The following is a 24,307-nucleotide window of genomic DNA, read 5'->3' as shown; positions in this document are numbered from 1 at the left end:
TATATTTAACAATTGTGATGAAAATATGAACGAACAACTGTTTAAAGACCTCACTAAAAACTCATCAGCCGCCAAAATGAGGCTATAATTCATTTTTGAAATCAATATACTTCTACGATATCTTGTTCAGCAAGAAAACATCCTGTTTTGTTTATTTCAATAATAGAGTCATCCCAACAAAGAACCATCGCTGACTTAGACATGTGCACCATTTGTTCGCTTGTATCATCAGGCCTGGCAAAAAGTGTCCATTCATTTTGTACAGAAAGTTGAGGTTTGTTAATTTTTTTTATAATCCCTTTCTTTCTAGGAAAATAACCGCAAACAAAATGGCTTTTATTCTCTACGAAGCCAGGAGGCTCAACTCCACAAACAATACAACATAAAATTGTTTCAAGACTTATGGAATATTTCCTCTGGTACAACTTATTTAAACCAATACCTGGAGGTCTTGCATTAGTTTCGATAAATTGAATGTGGCCATCCTCATTCATGAAAAACTCAGTATGAAGTACCCCATTATTGAATTCTAATAATTGGCACACTTTAATTGAAGCATCGATAATTGATTGTCGTTGGTGTGCATTCAAAATATTCAAGCTAAATATAGGTAAATTTTTACTAACCATTAAATGATTTGGGCTAGTATATTTTCTGGCTTCAACAAATAATATATTCCCTTCAAATACTGCCAATTCTGAATGATATAAATCATTTGCTACATAAGCTTGAGCGATATAATTTTCAGCACTCTCTTTCTTATTTGTTAAAAAATTACAAAACTCCTCTTCGGTTTTAATATGATATGTCTCATAGGACCCAGAGGAATTAATAGGTTTAACAAAAACCTCCTGAACACCTACCTTTTCTTTGATTAATTTTAAGTTTGGAGATTCAATCAATGTAGTTGTTTTAGGATATGAAAATAAACCATCCAATTTTTGATACATGAGATCTTTATGACTTAATAGCATCGATGTATTGAAACTCATACCTGCAATATTTAGATTTTCTCTGATTCTTGCTATATCAACAAACATATCTTCCGAAAAACAAACAATATAATCTGGACTAATCGAATCACAAATAGCAAATAGCTCTTCAAAAGAAAATGAGGTTACTAATACATTTTTCCTATCTTTAACCGATTTAGATACATCATTAATTAAAAAAAGAGGAACAATCCCTAATTGCAGTAGCAGATCACAATCAATTAATTCATAATCCTGAAGAGGATCAATGCATAAGAGTGTTTTTATTTTCATTATATTTAATACCAAAACATCCGACTAAAAATGTTGTTTTTGAAGGAAACTGATCAACTGAATAACCAAGTTTATTTGTTACTTCTAAAAACCGAGGGTCGTAAGAAAAAATTGTCTCTCGAGGTAACTTAAATAGGTTATTAGTCACTTGGTTATTCTTTTCATGAAAAAGCGTTAAATCCAGATTTGTTGCACTTTCAAAAAATGGCGTACTCTTGAAATGACCCAATTTATTTATATGATCCGCATATTGTAAGTAAGTATCGTATATTAATTCACAGCGTTGTGGTTTATTCGAAAATGATGTAGGTTTAAAGGCCATCTCTTCTTTGAGTATTGAATAAAAAACAGGATTGTTTTTATTTTTATCAAAATGAACAGGCTCCATAACAAAAGGAGTGTATTTGGATTTATATATATCGCGATATACCTCAACAATAAAATCTAAGGGCAGCAAATCATCACCAACAGCCAAACCGTAGCCAGGAACTTGGCCGGTTCCTATAGTAATCAATTGACTAATCGCATTATTAGTAAATTCATTTTGGGATATTTCAGGATTATTGGCTCGGACATAGGCCATTAGATAATTATAAAAAGGCAAGTTTGCATAATACCCTGTCTGATTAGAATCGAACTCCATGACTAAACTCAAAAGAGTAGGTAATTTATTTTCTTTAATTAAAGTTACAATTTCAGAGGGAAATACTAATAATCTTGAACGCCAGTTACAATTAGCTGCGTCACATAAGCTCTTAAAGGTTAAATAATGATTTCCAAGATCATCTGGAACAGGAATATCTGCCTTAAAATATTTTTCTAAATTAGCATGAGGCCTTGCATCTGCCACAGGACATAATAAGAATATATTCCTTGCGCCTGACGATATTTGCAATATATCTGTGGGATGATGAGTATTTGAAGCATTATAAAGTGAACTAACACTTAAAAAATCGCCCTCTCTATAGACTTGGTGTGTACTCGACTTCCCTTTAAATTCAATAAACATTTCAAGATTTTTTTCTAAAACCATTGAAAAAGGAACTGAAGGCAACTTCCCACCAGTATTAGGTAAATAAAAATGGTGCTCATCTGCGATGGTTTGCCCATACTGATATTCAAGCACAGTAAAAAGCATATTTTGAATACCGTCTATGGTTTCTAATACTTCATAGAGGCGCTTGTTAATCCGAGCTATGTCCGTTTTTACCTTATCCCACGATAATTCACTCATATGGCATCTATATAAAATCCTATTATTTAACTGAATCATACAAGAGAAAATAGGTGTATTCAATAAAAGTGTCTTTCATGTAATAAAATTTATTGGTAAAAATAATTATTTTTATTGCATTATTGCATTTCAGGTTATAAATTATGTCACATGGAATGCATTTTAAATAAAAACGGAGTTTTAAATGACAATCGATCATGTGGATAATCAAATTTTAAAAATGATAGTCAACGGCTGCCATGTGAATGACATTGCCGAAGATACAAAAAAGTCAAAAAGGTACATTCTTTATCGACTCAGTGACTTAAAAACAAGTTTTAATTGTAAAACTACGCCTCAGTTAATTTATATGCTGGCCACATCAGGGTTAATTAGATAACATTTTTTCACATGGGCGTATTATGAATAATTCGATTTATTATTTAGGCTTTAACAAGCTCAAGAAGAAACGAAACTATCCAAATTATAGGCTGAATTATCGTTACGATAGATTATGTTATTCCTTCGATCGCTTCGACCGAAGTTTTTTGTATACTGTTCTCAATCGTTTTAGAACAAAACCAAAGGATAAATGCACCAACAATGGCATAAAGACCTAGCTGGGTAAATGCGCTCATATAGTGTTCATTACTAATCAGAGGATTCAATGATTCAGATTGAGTCATTAAATTAGAAAAATAATTCGATAATGTAGCTGCTATTCCTGAAGACATCATCCATATCCCCATCATAAGTCCTTGTAATTTTTCTGGTGCAAGACTTCCTATCATCGCGTAACCAACAGGAGCAATAAGCAACTCCCCTACTGCTTGAAGAAGATAATGCACAACAATCCAAACCATGGTAGTTAATCCATCAGCACCACAATTTACTATGCCAACAGTTAATGTTAAAAACGACAATGCAATAAACAATAAGGAACACATAAATTGTTTTGATATCGAAATGATGATGTGTTTCTTTCTTAGTCTATCAAATAGTGTGATTACTATAGGTGAGCCAATAATTACAAAGATGGAGTTTAAATTCATTAACCATTGTGGAGGAATATAATAAGAGCCTATGTAGATATTCACGTTATACTTCAAAAATTGAGTAACGCCCATCGGTCCAACAAAATAAAGCATCCAAAATACAATTGAACTTCCAGTTAGAAATACAAAAGAATAAATTTTTTTTCGAGCATTAGGCGTACTTAAACTACGTCCAAGTAATGTGATATAGAATAAAGCCGCAGCACCAATAAAGAGTATGAGACCATTTGCTAACCAAGAATAATAAAATCCTGCTAAAAGGATAGGTATAATAAGTATGATTAATATCAATCCAAGTCTATCCCTCTTTATCTCCTCCCTGGTATTTACTTTATTTTTTGCAAAATATCTCCAAGATTTAATAATGAAAAACACTGTAATTAAATTAATCAAATTACTTACTTCAAATAAATGATCGTATCTATCGTGAATATCAATAAACCCGCTCATGACATAACCCGAGAGGAACCCTATATTCATCGCACTGTAATTATGAAAAAATGCTCTTTCTCTCAATTCATTTTCGTGACTAGTAAATTGTTGAGTAATAAGGCAGTTAATACATGTAGATCCTAATCCACACCCTATGAGAAATAAGCTTAACCCTAAATACACAAAAGAATCAGAAAAATTAAGCACTATTAGACCTAGGGTTTGTATGAGTGTTGAAATGGCAAATAGTAATCGATTACTTAAAAATCTATCCCCAATGTAGCCCGCTACAAAATGTAAAATAAAATTTGATGCTAGAAAAAATCCTACGACCCCATTGGATTGCATTTGAGTTAAGCCAATGTTCTTTGTTAAATATAGAGATAATGATGAAAATAAAATAGCAAAACTGAATGTAGTTATTGCATTTAACCAATGTAGATAAACTATCCCCTTTCGCTCACCTCTTACAGCATGCATTTCATTTCCTTATTAAAAAATTTTACTGTTTACATCAAATAATCAATTTCTTCAAATTGTGACCCGAATAAATCGTCATCTTTCATCAACGGTTTCGTCAGCTTAATTTTTTTTCAACTTCCAATATCCTATTTTTTGTTTCTTCAGTGAAAAAGATTTGTGCGGCTCCCTCTAAAGGAGCTTGATTTAAACCTTCAAAGATATCATCAATCAACTCAGCATAGTCCAAATCTTTCTCATAATCGCTCCATTTTATATCTGAAAGTGTATACAGATAATATTTAACTGCATCCTCATTGCTTTCCTCTTCCCTTATAATCGATTTCAGCTTGTTTACGAAGTTTTTCTCTTTAACGTCTTTTGGAAATCTGATGCATACGAGCCACCTCTCTTTTTTCTGAGATGCTTAGAAGAATGACGTGGTTTAATAGATTTGACCACCCCAGTTAAGAGATAATGTACTTAACTGGAGAAAGTAATGACGATAAGAAAGAAATACCCCAGAGAATTTAAACTGGATGCAATTATTCTCGTTTTAGAACAAGGTTATGGGGTAACAGAAGCAGCAATAATTTAGGCATTACTCAAGCGCTACTAAGTCGCTGGATAAAAGAACACAAAGAACAAGATGGGCAAGCATTTCGAGGAAATGGGAAGTTAACAGCAGAACAATTAGAGATACGTCGCCTGCAGGAAGAAAATAAACGCCTGAAAATGGAAAAGGAAATCTTAAAAAAGGCGGCGGTCTTCTTTGCTCAAGAAACGAAATAAAATATTCGTTTGTCGCCCAAAATAAGAAGACCTGGTCAGTTGGCTTAATGTGCCAACTCCTGGGCATTACACGGCATGGATATTACAGTTATCAGCAACGCCAGAGAAATAAACCAGATAATCCTGAGCATGAGGAGGTTATTGAGTGGGTGAAAAAAATAGCTGAAGCGAGCCAGTATTGTTATGGAAGCCGCAGGATGAAGAATGCTTTAAATGCATTAGGCTATCCAGTAGGTCGAAGACGAGCTCAAAGTTTAATGAAAGAAGCCAAAGTTTTTGTTCGTTATCGAAAGAAATATAAAGTGACTGCCAATAGCAACCATAAACAGCCGGTTTATGAAAATGTTTTGAATAGGCAATTTCATACAAACGAGCCTAATAAAGCCTACGTATCAGATATTACCTATATCTGGACTCAGGAAGGCTGGCTTTATTTAGCAGTCGTTCTGGATTTATTTTCAAGGAAGGTGGTTGGTTGGAGCATGGGATCCAGAATGAAAGCAACATTGGTTTGTGATGCTCTGAATATGGCAATTTGGCAGCGAAAACCTTCATCAGGGCTTATTGTTCAATCCGATAGAGGGGCTCAATATGCTAGTTACCAATACCGCAATTTATTAAAGAGCAAGGGATATATTGGTAGCATGAGCAGAAAAGGCGACTGCTGGGATAACAGCGTCGTTGAAAGCTTCTTTGGCAGCTTAAAACAAGAGCGAGTTCAATGGCGAAATTATCAAACCCGATGGGAAGCTCAACAGGACATTTTGAATTACATCACCATGTTCTATAACAGCCACAGATTACATTCATATTTGGGATATTTAAGCCCAAATCAATTTGAAAAACAGAGCGATTTTTTAATGAAAGTTGCTTAACTGGGGTGTAACATTTTGGTTGACCACGTCATGTTGGCCGGTTTAGCGGCTTATACACTTAAACCAAAGAAGCCCTCTTTAAATATTCAACGATCTTTTATGGCTGTTGTTTGAGCAGTTATATCGAATTCACGTTTAATACTATTAAACGATGTATTAGGGTGATTTGGTGGAAGCGGTGTTGACCTCATTTTTGAGCCAACACAATATGTAGAAGGGCTTATAAAAATCTTAAAACTGCGTAAATGATACAGCCAGATGATTTACGCCACCAGAAGAGTAAACATTACATCCTGTAATGCCATTAATAGGAACAGCAGAAACATAGGTCACATGGCTGTCAGGTGAAGCTCCGCCATTCTGTATGTCAATATAAAAATCACAGCCTGAGGCACCAGCATGATATCGTATGCGCTGTGTTCCTACTACATCAGGAAGAGTCACTTCAAACATTACTGCGTCTTGAGGCGCTACTACTTTAGCTTCGCTGGGCACTAAATTAGATTCTGAAGTGATGGCTTGGGTGCCTTGGTTATTCAAAGTGAACGGAATGATTAGTTGATTATTATCACCTAGCCGTGTTTCAACCGTGCTCGATAGATTAGCCATTGCTACAGAAGAAACAAAAAACATGGTTAATCCACACATTAGTTTTGGACCCATAAATATATCTCCAAAATTCAACAAGGTTCATATATTAACCCTTATTAGTATTTTTTTAATCACTTTGTTATTTTTTTTGGGTTAAAACTATATAGACTCTAGATAATAAAATAAAGAATAATGTGAGCTTCATTATTTAACATAAATCCCTCAAATTTATCAGGATAAACGCCTGTTAGGAAATCTGTTAATCCGTAAGAAATGCCTCTTCTTCTAGAAAAGCGGTTTTCCCCTGATTAACAAAAGGAAGCAAGCGTAGGTCGGGCCTTGGCCCGATAAAATCAATGTTATTCTCCAAACTGATTTAGTGTGTGTAATGTATCCTAAAAAGCCCAATCACTGGTTGTAATTCCTTTTTAAATATATCTATCAATTAAGTAATTGTCGGGCCGAGGCCCGACCTACGCTTGCTATAAAAAATGTGATTTTATCACTATAGCATAAGTAAATTGATATCATGAAGGCATCCCAAGATTGAAATTCGGAATGTCATAGGAATGAAGTCAAAAAGAACTTTGATTTATGGATAGAATTTCCGAACCGATTTCAAGTGTAAATTAGCTATTTTTGATAGGCTTACCAAATCGTCCGCAAACCCATCATTTTACGAACTAGATACTTCTATTGATGAGATATATCTTTATAAGCGTTAAATTGTAACTCTTTTATTTATATTTAGGGAACGAGAGGGAGCGTCTAGTGTCACAAGACCTCCAATAGGCAATACACAGTTATTTACACCGTGACTATAAGGAAAGTTTTTAACACAAGGAACTTTAAAATGAGATGCCCAGTCGTTTATAACCTCATCAATGGTACCCTCAGTATCGTCTTTCGAAATACAACTCTCAAATTGACCAAATACTATCCCTGAAACCTGATCGAATATTCCTGCTAAATCCAAATGAGAAATCATTCTGTCCACATTAAAAGGTTCCGTTGATACGTCTTCTAATAATAAAATTTTTTCCTTAAAATCAGGCTGATAAGGCGTCCCTACCAGAGATGTAACAAGAGATAAATTTCCTCCTATTAACTCCCCTGTGGTTACACCTGTATGCACTATATCTCCACCTTGAACAGAATAAGACTTATTAAATAGACAGGATAAAAATGTTGTTTCGAGTAAAGGATTACATGGAATAGTTAGAGTATAACCAGTGTATGAAATTAAGCCCGTTTTTTTAAAAATCCCTAATTGTAATGCTGTAGTATCGCTGAATCCCACAAGCATTTTAGGGTTATTAGCGATAATATGATAATCAAGTAATGGTAAAACACGCTGTGAGCCCTGCCCTCCTCGGCTAACAATAATAGCTTTAACTTCGGGGTCTATAAAAAAATCCATTATGTCTTTTGCACGATTTTCATCGCTTCCAGCTAAAAATCTATTCTCTTCTTTAAAATGAGCTCCAAATTTTATTTTAAATCCCATATCTCGGAGATAATTAATGCCTTTATCAATTGATTTTGATTTTAGAGGACTAGAAGGAGAAGCGATGCCTATTGTATCTCCATTTTGTAAAGGCATTGGACTAACAACTCTCATAGATACCTTAACACCCACAAATAAAGTTGAATATCACAATAGAGTACATCAAAATCTACAAGGAGCGTATCTATGTTAATTTTATATTAGTTACACTTCGACGAATAAGCATACCAAAAACAATATAAAAATCTTATCCATCTCAAATTATTTCCGACATCATTTTTGGGCATAAATTGGGTACTTTTAAATATATTCTTTAGGAAAGAATAGATATTTAAAAAATTATATTTTAAATATAATCAAGCAGTTATATTAGTTTTTATTTCAAAAAATACAAAAATCAGCGGGAACAAATCAATAAAAAATTCTTTATAAATCAATAGGATGGTGGAGGCGGCGGGAATCGAACCCGCGTCCGCAAGTCCTCTGCCTTTAGCTCTACATGCATAGCCTTGTCTTTTGAATTTAACTGTGGCTCCTCCGACGGGCAGGATGATACACAGCGATTCCCTGAGTTTCGCGCCATAACCCGGGATAGATTAGGACGCTAGCTTATCTCTTATGACCGTTGATTCGATACCGATAAGCGGGCTCGGTCGAACGGGATACTGGGTTTATTGGCCAGTACACAGTGATGGTTTAACTAAAGTGCTTATTAGGCAGCGATAGCTTCCCCACCAGCAAAGTTTTCATCGTTTGCATTTATATTTAATTGAGTCTTATTTACGAGAGATCTCCTTCTCGGCATGCACTTCCGGTTTTGCAACCCACGTCGAAGCCAGGTCGCCCCCCATTCTGTACACTTTAATTATAACATAAAATGCGGGCGTGTAAGCAAAATCCCACCAGCATAATGAATATATTTTCAGGACTTACACCCCTCAAGGTCAAAACACAATAGTTTTTAACAAAGAGATTGGGGGGCGTAAGCCCTGATTTTATAAAATCCCATTATGGCGCAGTAAGGCATCAATCGTCGCGGGTCTTCCTCTGAATTTAACAAAAGCATCGGCTGCTTTTCTTGATCCGCCTACCTCCAAAATGGATTTCAAAAAGTCATGCCCGGTTTTGGGGTTGAAAATACCTTCCTCCTCAAATCGCGCAAAGGCATCGCTGGACAGTACTTCTGCCCACATGTAACTGTAATAGCCAGCAGCATAGCCACCCCCAAAAATATGCGAGAAACTATGTTGAAAGCGATTATAAGGAACAATGGGCACAACACTGGTTTTAGAACGTACATCCGCCAGAATATTTGGGACAAATGACGCTTTACCCGTTTGATATTCCTGGTGAATGCGAAAATCAAACAAGGCGAATTCCATTTGTCTTAGCATGGCCATAGCGGATTGAAAATTTTTAGCGGCAATCAAGCGCTCGTACAATGCGGAAGGCAAGGTTTCCCCTGTATCCACGTGCGAAGTCAGTAAAGACAATGCGTGCTCATCCCAGCACCAGTTTTCGAAAAATTGGCTGGGCAATTCCACCGCATCCCATTCCACGCCATTAATTCCTGAGCCGCCAAGATAATCCACCTGGGTCAAAATGTGATGCAGGCAATGACCAAACTCGTGAAACAAAGTCACCACTTCATCATGCGATAACATGGCTGGTCTGTTTGCAGAAGGCTTGGCAAAATTACACGTCAAGGTCGCAATGGGTAACTGAACCGTGCCATCCTCGAGTTTTCTGCGGCTTTGCATGGAATCCATCCAGGCACCATTTCGTTTGTGAGGTCTGGCAAATAAGTCCGTGTAAATGTACCCGCGTGTTTGATTGGATTCATCGACTATGCAATAGCATTGAACATCCTTATGCCAAACATCCACGCCCTCAATCTCCTCGATACTCATACCAAAGAGCTTTTTAACAATCGCGAACAAGCCTTGCATCACTTTAGGCTGTGGGAAATAAGGCCGTAATTCCTCTTGAGATAAGGAATACAAATCTTGTCTTCTTTTTTCAGAAAGATAAGCAACGTCCCATGGGTTTACAGGGCTTAGATTGAATTTATCCTGCGCAAACAGTTCAAGTTGCCTAAATTCAGCCTTACCCTTGTCACGGGTTCTGCCAATCAAATCATAGATAAATTCAGTGACTTGATTTGTCGAGGCCGCCATCTTGGTCGCCAGGGATAACTCGGCAAAATTATTGAACCCTAAAAGCTCGGCTTTTTCATGGCGCAGGGACAGAATTTCATCAATTAGCGGAGTATTGTCAAAGGCTCCTGCATTAGGGCCTTGATCTGAGGCTCTAGTGATGTAAGCCCGATACATGTCTTCACGTAAAGCCCTGTCTTCGGCATGAGTAATGACGGCTTGAAAACAAGGGTATTCGAGCGTTAAAACAAAGCCATCCAACCCCTTCTCATGTGCCAATTCTTTTGCCGTATGTAAAGCGTGCTCGGGTAATCCGGCTAACCGTTCTGCTTCGGTAATATGGATAGTGTAAGCATGGGTCGCGTCCAACACATTGTTTTCGAATTTGCTGGATAATTCAGCCAGTCTCGATTGAATGGCCTCAAACCGTTTTTTATTTGTCTTGGATAAAGCAACTCCGGATAACTCGAAATCCTGAATGTTGTCTGCAATAATTTTTTTCTGGGCAGGATTAAGGGGGTGCTGATCTATCGATTTAATCGCCTCATACAAGTTTTGATTATGCCCAATCGCAGCGTCATAGGCAGACAGCAAGGGCAGACACGCCTCATAGGATTCACGTATTGCCTCCGAATCCATCACCGCATGCATATGTGCAAAAGGAGACCAAAAACGCTCCAGTTCATCGGCCAGGCTATCTAAAGGATAAATTAAATTATCCCAGGTGTAGTGGTGATTTTCTTTAAGCAGCCTATTAATTTCCTCGAGATGGTTTTTTAATAACGCATCAAGATGGGATTTGAAATGTTCAACTTCTATATGACTAAATTGTGGTAATCCAACTGTGGTCGACATGTTATACCTTTCCATCATGTAATTTTTTTGAAAGCATAACATTCAATTGAATTCGTCTCTATACTTTGTCCGCGCTGAAATGGCAAAGCATAGTAATCAATTAAAAAGCGGGCGTCGGGATTAATTCCCCTGCTTCATCGTCTTTTTCTGTCTTGGCAGAAAGATGCAGACTCTCTCTCTTTTCATTTTTGGAGGCAAAAAAGCCCAATTTTTTGATAACGGAAGGAGCAGGTTTTTCAATGTTATCGACAGGCCTGTATTCATCCAACTTGTTGGTCAAGTATAACGAAACACCCCATAGCGCTAGCAAAAGTACTGCCCCAACCAAGGGGATGACAGGATTTATAAAACCTAAAGCAGGAACTGATAAAGCCATTGCAATCACGACAGCGGCTGCCCCGCCAACCGCTAAAAAGGAACGCAGAACCTCAAATTTAATGCGATAGCTGATGGAGTCCTGATACTCTTTGATTGTCTTTTTCCTGTCTTCATTTTCTTCCTGATCGAAGAGTTCGCCATATTCTTTTTGCAATTGCTGTAATCGGCTAATCTCTATATAAGCTCGCAGGCTTGTGTTGACGACATCAAAGACAAAGGCAAACAAAGACAAATAAACAGAGAGAGGTGCTAATGCACCCACCAGCAAGAAGCAATTGAGAATCCCGACTGTAAACCAAACGCTATCATTGGCCAGCTCGAACCAACGTCGTTGCAGGTGGGCATAAAAACGATCAGACCAATCCAGTGATTTTTCTTTTTCTCCCATCCATTGCCCTGGAATGGTATGCTTTAAAATTAAAAAGAGATTGGTAAATAAGCGGGGAGCAAAGAAACACCAGCCTAAATAAGCTAAAAATGGATTGGTGTATTTATCAAGTAGTACTACAAAATCACGAAATGCCTTTGAGCCAGTGTCTAGATTATCCAATAGATTAATGACTCGTTTACTTCTGCTGATAAAGATTCTATACCAATTGGATTGGGCTGTTTTCTCGCGAATGGCCTGTGTCAATGACAAGCTTGTCTTTAGAGATTCTGTTTCTGAACTATCTAACGCAAAAGAATACCCGGACAATTCAGTCAATAATTCCCTGTATATGGCTTTATGGCGGCGCAAACGCAGCACTTCGCGTGGAACGACCAGATAGTATTGATAGGTGTACTCCAAAAGCTCAGCCAGTTTGAGTGCGTCGATCAGTTGTTCCTTGATTTGCTCAGGAGAACTGTAATCAAGCGAGGACAGGGTATACCTTAAGCGCTGGCACAATACACTGTATTCAATATTGAGAATGGGATGAAGACGAGCGGCTTTCGAATAAAAATCAGGACCCAATTGCTTCAGGCGAGTGTTAAAAGTCCAATTCAATGAATCAGTTTCAACTTGCGTGGTCAGCTCTGGAAACATTTTTAGTAAATGACTAATAATCGGTGTCATGATTTTTTGAAATAAATAATCCGCATATCATTTGTGTTTGTAATGTAGCTTTACAAAAATTTTTGCTGCAGTCACTTTATCTGGACTGCAAAAATTAATCAAACCCTAACATTATGTCAAAAATTAGGAAAAATTTAAACTTAAATTTACATTTTGCTCTAATATTGGCATTATTTTCAACTAAAAATGATTGGCGTTCTTGCCGATTTATGCCTTCTGAGCGACAATAGTGCCTCAGTTAAATGCATAAGAGTAGGCATGAACAGTTTTACAGAATTAGCTAATGCGGTACGCATGTTAAGCATCGATGCAGTAAACCAGGCTCAATCAGGCCACCCTGGCATGCCCTTGGGTATGGCCGATATTGCCACCGTTTTATGGAAAAAATTTCTAAAATTTAATCCCAAGAATCCGCACTGGTTTAACAGAGACCGTTTTGTATTATCTAATGGCCATGGTTCCATGCTTCTCTATTCTTTACTGCATTTGACCGGATACAATTTGGATATTAGCGAGCTTAAAAATTTCCGCCAATTGCATTCAAAAACACCAGGGCATCCGGAATACGGGCATACTCCCGGTGTCGAAACCACAACAGGGCCGTTAGGTCAGGGGTTAGCCAATTCTGTCGGGATGGCCTTAGCGGAGCGTGTGTTGGCTAGTACCTTTAACCACGATCAATTTAACCTGGTTGACCATTATACTTATACTTTTGCCGGTGATGGTTGCCTGATGGAGGGCATTTCTCATGAGGCGTGTTCTTTAGCTGGCACTCTTGGTTTGGGAAAGCTCATTGTATTTTATGACGACAACGGCATTTCTATTGATGGCAAGGTGGAATCCTGGTTTACGGACGATACCACGTCTCGCTTTAAAGCCTACAACTGGCAAGTCATAGGACCCATCGATGGCCACGATGCAAATCAAATTGAGCAAGCCATATCTGCAGCGCGCATGAACACGTCCCAACCTTCATTGATTATCTGTAAAACCGTCATAGGGCTGGGCTCCTCTGTAGCAGGCAGCGAAAAAGCGCACGGCTCTCCATTGAGTGCCCAGGACATAAATAATGTTCGCGAATTTTTTAATTGGAAACATGCTCCCTTCGAAATTCCAGATGCGCTTTACAAGCAATGGGACCATAGAGAGCAAGGAGAAAGAGAAGAACAACAATGGCTGCAACTCCTGCATGAATACCAGCAACAATATCCATCGGAACACGAAGAATTTTTACGCCGTGCCAATGGCGACCTGCCCGATGATTGGCAAGAAATATCGGCTGGCTTCCTGAAACAATGCCTGAATAATGAGAAAGCCATAGCAACGCGTAAAGCGTCGCAGCAATGCATAGAGTTTTTCGCGCCAATATTACCGGAAATGTTCGGCGGCTCCGCTGATTTGACTGGCTCCAATAATACCGACTGGTCAGGCAGCAAAGCCATCACGGCTCACAATTTTTCCGGAAACTACCTCTATTATGGAGTGAGGGAATTTGCCATGGCTGCCATCATGAATGGAATTGCTGTGCATGGAGGATTTATTCCCTACGGTGGAACATTCCTTGTTTTCGCAGATTATGCAAGAAATGCGATCCGTTTAAGCGCTCTGATGAAGCAAAGAGTGATATACGTATTGACCCATGATTCTATCGGTTTAGGGGAAGATGGCCCTACACACCAACCTGTAGAACACATCGCTATGTTAAGAATGACTCCAGGCATGACCGTATGGCGTCCTGCTGATTTAATGGAAACCGCTGTTGCATGGCAACAATCGTTAGAACACCATGATGGACCGTCCGCTTTATTGCTCTCAAGGCAAAATCTGCCTGCTTTAGCCCATGGTACTGACGCCGCCGACTTGATTAAGAAAGGTGGATATATTATCGCAGATTGTGAAGGGAAGCCTGATGCTATCCTGATAGCTACAGGTTCAGAACTTCAGCTGGCTATAGCTGCGGCAGAGAAGGTAAAATCAAGAGGTCTCCATGTCAGGGTGGTATCCATGCCCTGCGCTGAGCGATTCCTTGCCCAAGGCGATGACTACAAAAACCAGGTATTACCCGATGACGTTCGTATACGTATCGCTATAGAAGCGGCCAGCAGTGCCTATTGGCACCAATTTGTTGGCTTTGACGGCGCTGTCATTGGACTGGATTGTTTTGGAGTATCAGCTCCCGCTACGGATGCCTTTAATTACCTTGGAATTACAGTAGAAAAAATTATCAATACTCTGGATACATTAACCAAACAAACAATGGTGTAACCCATACCCCTTCTTAAGTTTCAAGAAGGTCTGTATTCAGTCTGACTGAGTATGGAGGGTACCCTAACTCGGAGAAGTAGTATGACAATACGAGTCGCGATTAATGGCTATGGCCGCATTGGTCGTTGCATTTTAAGATCGATTTTTGAATACAACAGGCAAAATGAGTTTGAAGTCGTTGCCATTAATGATTTATCTGGCATCGATGTGACCGCTCATCTGACTCGCTACGATTCAACCCACGGTCCTTTTCGCTCGGATGTCAGCATAGAAGGAAACATGCTGATTGTTGATGGGCATGGCATTCAAGTGATTGCTGAACGTGATCCGGCCAAATTGCCATGGAAACAACTGGACGTTGATATCGTCTTTGAATGCACCGGTTTCTTTACCAGCAGAGATGCGGCAATGGGCCATATTACTGCCGGTGCTAAAAAAGTATTAATATCGGCTCCGGCCAAAGGCGTTGATACGACTGTGGTCTATGGAGTCAATCACTCTGTTATCAAAGCGTCTGATGTCATTGTATCCAATGCATCCTGTACAACAAACTGCCTTGCCCCAGTGGTTAAAGTGTTAAATGACGCCATAGGAATTGAGTCAGGATTGGTCAACACTGTCCATGCCTATACAAAAGATCAAATGCTTCTGGATGGAAGCCATAAAGATTTACGACGCGCTCGCTCTGCAACGCAGTCCATCATCCCAACCAAAACTGGCGCTGCTGCAGCCGTTGGTTTGGTTTTACCGGAACTGGCAGGGAAGTTGGACGGATTTGCGATGCGAGTACCGGTATTAAACGTATCCGTTGTTGATTTAACCTTCCTGGCAAAACGCGAAACCTCTGTAGAAGAAATCAATGACATCATGCGCAAGGCTAAAAGCCGAATTTTACAAATTAATGAAGATCCTTTAGTTTCTTGCGACTTCAATCATAACCCTGCTTCGGCTATTTTCGATACAACGGAAACTAAAGTGATAGGTAATTTGGTCAAAGTGGTTGCTTGGTATGACAATGAATGGGGTTTCTCTAACCGCATGATTGATACTGCACACCAAATGATGAACTGCTAAAGGATAACCAATGAACCTGATTAAAATGAGCGACATTGATCTGTCTGGCAAAAGAGTTCTGATTCGTGAGGATTTAAATGTCCCCATCAAAGACGGCATAATTACCAGTGATCAAAGATTGCAAGCGGCCCTGCCTACCATCAAATCTGCCCTGGACAGCAGCGCAGCAGTTATCGTATTGTCTCATCTCGGGCGTCCAGAAGAAGGCAAATATGAAAAAAAATTCTCTTTGGAACCTGTTGCTGATTATTTAAAGGAAAACCTGGAGTATCCTGTTCGCTTCGTCAAGGATTACCTGAATGGCCTGGATGTTAAGCCTGGGGAATTGGTCATTTGCGAAAATGTCCGATTTAATCCAGGTGAAAAATCCAATGACGAGGCCCTGGCAAAAAAATTGGCCAGCCTTTGTGATGTCTTTGTCATGGATGCTTTTGGCACGGCACATAGGGCACAAGCGTCTACCTATGGTGTAGCTCAATATGCTCCAATCGCCGTTGCTGGTCCTCTGCTAATCCGGGAACTTGAAGCATTAAATCAGGTGCTCAAAGCACCCAAAAAACCTATCGTTGCTATTGTTGGAGGAGCCAAAGTCTCCTCCAAGCTCAGTCTATTGAAACAATTAGTGGGTATGGTTGATGTTCTTATTCCAGGGGGAGGTATTGCCAATACTTTTCTGAAAGCTCAGGGATTTGAAATTGGTATTTCCCTGTACGAACCTGATTTATTAGATGAGGCGCGTCATATTCTTATTCTGGCCAAAGAGAAGGGTTGCCAAATTCCACTACCCACCGACGTTGTCGTAGGCAAAACCTTTAGTGAAACCTGCCCTGCTTTCAACAAGTCTCTGTCTAATGTGGCTGAAGACGATATGATTCTTGATATTGGCCCAGAAACCATAAGAGATTATGTAGACCTCATCCATGACGCCAATACCATCATCTGGAATGGTCCGGTTGGTGTATTCGAATTCCCGCAGTTTGCTTATGGAACAAGAGCCATTGCTATAGCGATTGCCGAGAGTGATGCCTTCTCTATTGCTGGTGGTGGCGATACCTTAGCCGCTGTTGATCTCTATGATTTGAATCAACAAATTTCTTATATTTCCACAGGAGGTGGGGCATTTCTCGAATGTCTGGAAGGAAAAACCTTGCCTGCTGTTGCTATTTTGCAGGAGCGCGCAAAACATGTTAAGACGAACTAAAATTGTTGCCACTTTAGGCCCGGCCAGCAAGGAACCTGAAATTCTGCGTTCCATGTTGGCTGCAGGAGTCAACGTAGTACGAATTAACTTTTCCCATGCCGATGCCTCTGCCCTGCAATTAATTGCACTGGTTCGTAAAATCGCAGACGAATTAAACCACCCGGTTGCCGTAATGGCTGATTTACAAGGACCTAAAATAAGAGTCGGCCGTTTTCACAACAAATCCATCACTTTAATTGATGGACAAAATTTTACATTGAATTGTATGGCCCCGGATGCCCTGGGCGACATCAATGGCGTTTCAGTCGCTTATCCCAATTTGGCCAATGAACTCAGTATTGGTGATCATCTTCTGATTAATGATGGCTTAATTGAATTGGAAGTCATCGAGATTGCCGGGTCAAAAATTCATTGCAAGGTAGTGGAAGGTGGAATACTCACTGATTTGAAAGGTTTGAATAGAAAAGGTGGTGGCTTAGCGGCCAGGACTTTAACAGAAAAAGACAGAAATGATTTACGTACAGCAATTGAAGCGGAAGTGGACTACATCAGTTTATCTTTTGTAAAAGACGCGGAAGACATCCAGCAAGCACGAGCGTTAATGAAAGATTATGGGGCAAAAATAACCCCTATCATCGCTAAAATTGAGCGCATGGAAGCCTTGGATCATTTAACCGATATTATTCGGGAAGCAGACGCTATCATGGTGGCCAGAGGAGATTTAGGCGTTGAAGTGGGTGCTGCTGAAGTTCCCGCTATTCAAAAACACATCATAGAACAAACGCGACTGTTAGATAAAGTGGTGATTACTGCAACCCAAATGATGGAATCCATGATAAGCAATCCCCAGCCTACTCGTGCCGAAGTTTCTGATGTGGCTAACGCGATTCTGGACGGAACTGACGCAGTAATGCTTTCGGCCGAAACAGCAAGCGGTCTTTTTCCAGTTAAAGTCATCACCATGGTCAATAAAATTTGTTTAAGTGCTGAGAAACATGCCAGCTTTTTTTATCATAGTGATCCGGAAACCTGTCATTATCAACGTGCTGACCAAGCAATCGCTATGGCGACCATGCATACTGCCAATCATTTTCCCATTCAGGCGATTATCACATTGACTGAGTCTGGCGACACGGCTTTATGGATATCCCGACAGCACAGCATTGTTCCTATTTTTGCTATATCAGCCAATAAGAGAACCATTGGCCGTTTAAGCCTTGTAAACAATGTCTTTCCTATCTATATTGATTTTCATCAATTCAACCCTGAAGGATTGAATCAACAAATTTTGCATGAATTAGTCAAATCAGGGCACCTTGAAAAGAAAGGTTATGTTTTATTAACCCGTGGCACCCAAATTGGAACTCCCGGCGGCACTAACTGCATGGAAATTATACCTGTCGTTTGAGTGCCTGGCATCTTATTGGTTAAAATAGTGTTCTTCCATAAGCGATAAAATCGGTCATTTTACCATCACTTTAATCAAAACATCACCTCTATGCTACTATTAAGCATAGAGGTGATAAATATGCCAGATCATAACTCATCAGATGTTCCGTTATCGCAGCAAATAAATGAAGTCAGGGGTTTGTTGCTGCAAGCCCTTAAAGCGCAATTGGATGATCTAGTCGCTGAAAAACTCATTCCACAACCAAATGGTGTTCCTTTTATTCATTTTGAGAAGGATCCACCCCAAATTGCAACTCTAAAAAAAGTCATTAATTGTCTTTATCATGCGGAGGAAGCATTTAAAAGCTGGGAAAGCATTGATACCAGTACGCTATTGGGTAAAGCCAAAGCAGCGCCCAAATTAATCCGTGCACTAACCCAGATATACAAATCCCTGGGTTTACTTGATGAAGCTACCCCTGAAATAAGGGGTGTCATAGCCGACAATTATCATTTACTTGAACCGCTGTTTACTCAAGCTTATACCATAGTGCAAGAGTCTGGCTGGTTATCAGAATTCATGGAAATGGATGTAACTGATAAAGCCTCCAAAGTGATCTTTCAAGGAATGGATTTACTAGGTCCTGATATAGGCAAATCAGAGGATACGCATCCACTTATTGACGCTTTTTCAAAAATATCAAAACTGGTAGAAACCGTATCCACACTACAAGAAAAGAGCATGACAGGAAAAGAGAAAGAACGAGCCGTAGAATTGGTTCGTTCTTTACTTGATGACTTGGACAATAATCCTTTTATCAGTAAATTAAGTATCAGTGATTTTGAAGACTCAAAAGCCATAAAGGATTTATTAGAATGGTTTAAGAACATACAAGACGATGGTTTTGATTTTAGCAAAAAATCTATTCAGCAATATGTTTCCTGGGCTAATCACTATTTACCCACATTAATCACCTTTGCTGATCAACTGGAACGACAAAACTATTTAAAACCAGGCAGTTTAAGTACCAATTTGTGTTCTCAAATAGAGCATTTAGGCAAGCAAGTGAATGGCATACTATCTGAACCTAATTTTGGTATTACTGAGCGCGTTGTATCCATAGAATCATTGAAGGGGAAAAGAGAGCAACAAATTCATAATGCTCAGGCCAACAGTGTGCGCGCTATCATGGCTACCGAAAAACAGCAAGCGGCTACTGCTGATTTTTATCGGATCCTGGAAGCCTATAAAGGCATGAATCTTTCACAAGTCACAGAGCCGGATCGGATATTACTAAGACAATTATATCCCCAAATACAAACAGCACTGGCTCATGCCAGCTTGGACCTTGAAAATCTGTTAACCTCTGTTTTAAATACTACCGGCCCTGAAAAAACCGCACCTAAACCCAAATCATGGTGGGAATTAGCCAAAGATGGTTTAGGTTATGTAGCCAGTTATGTAGTAAATTACAACGTTGATAAAATCCTGGGAACCAGAGAATCTGTTGATCGTTTTCTGTCAAGCCAAATTGCTTCCGAACAATTTAAGATCCTGATTGCTGAAAAAGCTCGTGAAAAATTAAGGACCGGGTCAGATAAGCTAGAAGAAACCGCACTGCAATATAAAGCCGAAGTTCGTGTCAATGCTATAAAATCAACCCTGAGAAAGCAACCTTCTCCGATAGAGGCTCCTCCATCCACATTTGTTGCAGTGAAACCTTCGAAATTAGTCAATCTGCGTGGAACACTAACTGCCATTCAGGAAATGCAATTATCGACTACAGTAAACAGCACAAGAGCTAGTGTCGATACTCTGATTCATCGCCATTTGCCAGAAAAATATCAAGCCTGTTTTTCAACTCTTCCGTATCAAGTCAATGAAAAGGATCCTGAGTTGGTGAAACAAATTAAAGCGATTGAAAATAATTTGTTTCAATTAGAAAAAGCGCTTAAAGATTTTGAAAAAATCGATTTGAGCTATGGGATTATGATCCGATTGCATTATTTTATCGCAATCGCTTCTGCAGCTTCCAAACTAAAATCAAGTGTCAAAGAACTTTCACCAGAGGGTCAAAAAGCGCTGGCTCCACTGTTGCAACAAATTATGACTTTAGGGTCATCTTTCTCAGACACCAATTATACAGCTAATGACTTATCCGCCTTGCAACAATTAAAAACAGAAGGCCAAGTCAGGACCAGAAGTCCACTCGAAACATCTCCGGAAAAAACAAAAACATTACCTGAAGAAACTGTAAAGGGAAATGAAAAAAAACCAAAAGAAAAAACGACTGAATTATTGGATTATGCTGATAAAATCAGTACTGCTCGGACATTGTTATTAAGTAAGTTTAAATCCACCTTATCTCCTGCCATAGCTGACAGTCTAAACCCACAGGAACATGGCGTTCCATTTGTTCATCTTGATCAAGACCCGCCACAAATCGCGGCAATAAAAAAAATCATCAACAGTATGTATCATGCAGAGTGTGCTCTTAAGACCTGGCATGGCATAGATACCAGCACTACCGTGGGTAAGATTGCTGCCGCACATCAAGGCGTAGCGGCATTATCCCAAGTGTACAAATCATTTACGTTGTTTACCGAGGATTTCTCAGACATTCACAATTTAATTCGTGAGAATCACGATTTAATAGCGCCTGTAATTACTGAAGCAAACAGGCTGGTGAACCAGTATGGCTGGGCAAGTCAATTCAGTGAACTTGACGTCGCGCAAAAACTGGGAAGCATTTTAGGTCAGGGAATTAATACAGTTCAACCTAAAACGGATGAAATAACGCAAACCGCTTCACTGGTTAAATTATTTTCAGAAATTCCAAGGTTATTGAACAATATTTCAAGTTCATTGGATCAAAAATCTGAGAAATCAATTGATGAGTTAAGAATCAGCAGCAAAAAAATTGAAGCCATAGGTTCAGTATTTGAATTGTTTTTTGAAGAAAATGCCCACTTAATGAGCATGTTTAAAGGATTCAGCGCTATCTCTGGTCTTATCGAATTAAATAAAAAAATTCAACGCGAAGGAACTAACCTGCAAGAGGTCACTATTCGACAATACCAGGAATGGTTAAAAGAGGGTTATCCCAAGTTGATGATGATGCTTGATGAAATTGAGACACGTCACTACTTAACACCAGGCCTTTTATCAGCACCTATTGCCCTGGAATTAGACCAAATTAACGACAAACTAAATGAAATTATCGAAACCAAACCCAATTTTAAATTGCAAAAAATTCCTCTTTCATTCTATATGGGCGACAAACGCATAGAACGCTTAATGGCTAAAAAAACAGAACACTGCCTTGCATTGATCCAAATAGAAGAGCAAAAAAAAGCAGTTAACACTTTTTTCGGAATACTTAAACACTATTCAGGTCAACCACTCACCAGCATAAAGCCAAATGAGCTCGCTCAATTGCGTCTTGCTTTTGTCAAGATTCAATCAGCAATGGCAAATACTCATTTGGAATTAAGTAATGATTTTGTTGCTGCTTTAAATCAACTTGAAACATCCCCACCTGAAACAATAAATAAAATTAAGGTGACAGTCTCTCAATTGATAAAATTGCAGCCTGCAGTTGAAAACTATTTAAACGAACACAAAAAATCCTGCGAATTAAAAATTGCTGTCGTTGATAAATCCATCGAGCACGTTAAAGCCAAATCTTTTGAGTTAAAATCTGATACATCAAAAGAAATCAATATTTTTCAACTGCGTAGAACATTTTTAGAAACCGAAGGCAAGAAACCCGCTGTAGGTCCTGGAGAATTAAAACCAACATCAGTCTCATCTCTTAACACCGTTCGTGGTAATTTGGCTTACATTCAAGAATTAAAATTGTCATCCACCGTGGGTATGATACGAGAGCAGTTTTCTGCTCTCACCAGAGATAATTTCTCAACTCGAGTGCAAGAATATTTAATAAAACCTGAAGACAAACCATTGCACGTCATAAATGACACAGATCCGCTCATGGTAAAGCAAATTAAAGAAGTCGAAAACGGTTTATATCACCTGGAAACCGCTTTAAAACAATTTGAGCACATAAAAAAGAGCGGCAGCCTTGTGTCGCAAACAAAAGCGTTGGTAGAAATTGCAAACCATGCTCACGAATTAAAAATGGCAGTGGAGCGATTTTCACCGGAATTGAAACAGCATTATGGTCCATTAGTACGTACCGCATTGAGTTTCAGTAATAAAGTTCAATCCATCAATTACAACAAAGAAGATTGGGCTGATCTTCAGTTTATTCTTAATAGAGCCCATAAAGAATTGTTAAAAAGAAAAACACCAAGAGACCATCGTATTGAAAAAGCATTTTTTGAGGCTGGAATTCGTGAAGTACAAATCGACCGGAATGAATCAATAGGAAAAAAAGCGGCAAAACTAGGTGTAAAATACGCGCATTTGGCCTCTCCCCAGTTAGAGAAAGCAAGAGCCTATTTAAGTTCCAGATACAAAAATGCGTTTGGTCAACAACCCAAGGTTATTCGTTCGTTTACCCGAGAACAATTAGCGAATGAAGAATTTATGGACGCTGAAATTAGCAGATTGAAAGAAACATTAGAAGAGAAGTATGGTTTTAATATTGCAACGATCAAAGTTCTTCTTGATTTATTAGAACAAATTCAACGGGCTGGGGCTCAGGCAGCTGAGGTAGCTGGCATGGTCAATACCTTGGTTACTTATGACTTCCCCAAGATAAAAGAAAATGCGTATAGAGATTTACTTACGAAATTATCTCAGGAAGAAGACTACCTGAATTTAAAACCAGGCACATTAATTAATCCAGCCATGGCTGCAGTCAACCAATTATTCTTATCTGCTGCCTTGGAATTAGACATGCCTTTTAGTAAAAAGTTATCTATTCTGGACGATACCACTTATGTCAATATTCTCATCAGACAAACCGAAAGCGATCTGCAAACATTAAAGAAAAAGCTGTCCGAAGATCCCTCGAATCATGAAATAGCATTTGAAATTGAGATTAAGAACGATAAATTAGCTTTCCTCAGGCAACAGATGGTGCTGCTTGAAGATAAAAACCCCAATCAAACCAGAAATGTCTTAATGGACATGCAGTTCGAAGTGTCATTACGTAATCACCTTGTTTATACAACGCTTAAAGCGCCGATTGCCCAGGAATATGAACAAATTGCCAGAGAATATTACAAAAAAAATAAAAATCGCTTTCTATATGCCGATGACTGTTCAAAAGAGTTGCTGCAAGGATTGAAAGAATTTGAAAAAAAACATTTGCCTGATCATTTGATAGTTTTTGAAGCCTACGACAGGCTCCGCCTATTCAGCGCAAAACTCCCCCCCAAAAATCAGGATGTCAAAGAGTATATTGAGAACATCAATAGAGAATTACAAAATAGAGACATCCCAATAAGGCAACGTGCTTTAAAAGTTAAATTATTACCCAATGACACTGTCTTTATTGAAAAATTAATTTCAGCTGATAAAGGCACTCATTTCCTGAGAAAATTTATGCAGTTTATTACAATCATTACAGCAAGTATCACCGAAGCAATAAAAACCGGGGGCAGTTTGATTTATATTTATCGCCAAAAACAAATGGAACAATCAATAAAGAATATAGAAAAATCGATAAGCCTTAAAGAAGAACTTAATGCCATAAAAAATACGGATGGCCCTTCACCACGCGAGGGAGAAGGAAAAGAAGGTGAAATCAAGTTTACCAAATTGTAAGGTTCA

General features: G+C 38.9%; 13 protein-coding genes, 1 other RNA gene and 1 pseudogene. 7 read left to right on the top strand and 8 right to left on the bottom strand.

What is annotated here, in order from left to right:
* Positions 1-101: 101 nt before the first annotated feature.
* A complete protein-coding gene (locus EL201_RS00785; protein ID WP_027223254.1) occupies positions 102-1,265 on the bottom strand; it encodes an ATP-grasp domain-containing protein in 1,164 nt (387 codons plus the stop codon).
* Positions 1,237-2,499, bottom strand: a complete 1,263-nt coding sequence (locus EL201_RS00780) for a hypothetical protein (protein WP_027223253.1) — start codon at positions 2,497-2,499, stop codon at positions 1,237-1,239. Before EL201_RS00780 ends, EL201_RS00785 begins: the two co-directional genes overlap by 29 nt.
* A gap of 184 nt (positions 2,500-2,683) precedes the next feature.
* Between EL201_RS00780 and EL201_RS00775 the strand changes: the two genes are divergently transcribed.
* Positions 2,684-2,878 (top strand): hypothetical protein, encoded by a 195-nt coding sequence (locus EL201_RS00775; RefSeq protein ID WP_014843127.1) that lies wholly within the window; start codon positions 2,684-2,686, stop codon positions 2,876-2,878.
* A 112-nt stretch (positions 2,879-2,990) separates the two neighbouring features.
* On the opposite strand, the gene EL201_RS00770 is transcribed toward EL201_RS00775, so the two are convergent.
* The gene (locus tag EL201_RS00770) at positions 2,991-4,445 is read right to left on the bottom strand and encodes a peptide MFS transporter (RefSeq protein WP_027223252.1); all 1,455 of its coding nucleotides are present in this window, start codon (positions 4,443-4,445) and stop codon (positions 2,991-2,993) included.
* Positions 4,446-4,923: 478 nt separating this feature from the next.
* Between EL201_RS00770 and EL201_RS00760 the strand changes: the two are divergent.
* Positions 4,924-6,091, top strand: a pseudogene (locus tag EL201_RS00760) (IS3 family transposase).
* A 231-nt stretch (positions 6,092-6,322) separates the two neighbouring features.
* Here EL201_RS00760 and EL201_RS00755 read toward each other — a convergent pair.
* The 5 genes from EL201_RS00755 to EL201_RS00730 form a co-directional block, all read right to left on the bottom strand.
* The gene (locus tag EL201_RS00755; protein WP_027223250.1) at positions 6,323-6,754 is read right to left on the bottom strand and encodes a hypothetical protein; all 432 of its coding nucleotides are present in this window, start codon (positions 6,752-6,754) and stop codon (positions 6,323-6,325) included.
* A gap of 649 nt (positions 6,755-7,403) precedes the next feature.
* Positions 7,404-8,303, bottom strand: coding sequence for a S66 peptidase family protein (locus EL201_RS00745; protein WP_027223249.1), 900 nt, complete (start codon positions 8,301-8,303; stop codon positions 7,404-7,406).
* Between the two features lie 328 nt (positions 8,304-8,631).
* Positions 8,632-9,037: a transfer-messenger RNA gene (gene ssrA / locus EL201_RS00740) on the bottom strand.
* A gap of 147 nt (positions 9,038-9,184) precedes the next feature.
* Positions 9,185-11,200 carry a M3 family metallopeptidase gene (locus tag EL201_RS00735; RefSeq protein ID WP_027223248.1) on the bottom strand — a complete coding sequence of 672 codons (2,016 nt, stop codon included), beginning with the start codon at positions 11,198-11,200 and terminating at the stop codon, positions 9,185-9,187.
* A gap of 100 nt (positions 11,201-11,300) precedes the next feature.
* Positions 11,301-12,635: a hypothetical protein gene (locus EL201_RS00730; RefSeq protein ID WP_027223247.1), complete on the bottom strand. Its 1,335-nt coding sequence runs from the start codon at positions 12,633-12,635 to the stop codon at positions 11,301-11,303.
* Between the two features lie 258 nt (positions 12,636-12,893).
* Between EL201_RS00730 and tkt the strand changes: the two genes are divergently transcribed.
* The 5 genes from tkt to sdhB all read left to right on the top strand — a co-directional run bounded on the left by tkt (position 12,894) and on the right by sdhB (position 24,301).
* The gene (gene tkt, locus EL201_RS00725) at positions 12,894-14,900 is read left to right on the top strand and encodes a transketolase (RefSeq protein WP_027223246.1); all 2,007 of its coding nucleotides are present in this window, start codon (positions 12,894-12,896) and stop codon (positions 14,898-14,900) included.
* An 81-nt stretch (positions 14,901-14,981) separates the two neighbouring features.
* Complete coding sequence (gene gap, locus EL201_RS00720) at positions 14,982-15,974, top strand: type I glyceraldehyde-3-phosphate dehydrogenase (protein WP_027223245.1); 993 nt, start codon at positions 14,982-14,984, stop codon at positions 15,972-15,974.
* Between the two features lie 10 nt (positions 15,975-15,984).
* Complete coding sequence (locus EL201_RS00715) at positions 15,985-17,175, top strand: phosphoglycerate kinase (RefSeq protein WP_027223244.1); 1,191 nt, start codon at positions 15,985-15,987, stop codon at positions 17,173-17,175.
* A complete protein-coding gene (gene pyk, locus EL201_RS00710) occupies positions 17,159-18,583 on the top strand; it encodes a pyruvate kinase (RefSeq protein WP_027223243.1) in 1,425 nt (474 codons plus the stop codon). Before EL201_RS00715 ends, pyk begins: the two co-directional genes overlap by 17 nt.
* Before the next feature lie 90 nt (positions 18,584-18,673).
* Positions 18,674-24,301, top strand: coding sequence for a Dot/Icm T4SS effector SdhB (gene sdhB / locus EL201_RS00705; protein ID WP_080273225.1), 5,628 nt, complete (start codon positions 18,674-18,676; stop codon positions 24,299-24,301).
* Positions 24,302-24,307: the final 6 nt, after the last annotated feature.

Source organism: Legionella pneumophila subsp. pascullei, assembly GCF_900637585.1.
Classification (GTDB): Bacteria; Pseudomonadota; Gammaproteobacteria; order Legionellales; family Legionellaceae; genus Legionella; species Legionella pascullei.
This window is presented reverse-complemented; position numbering and strand designations above follow the sequence as displayed.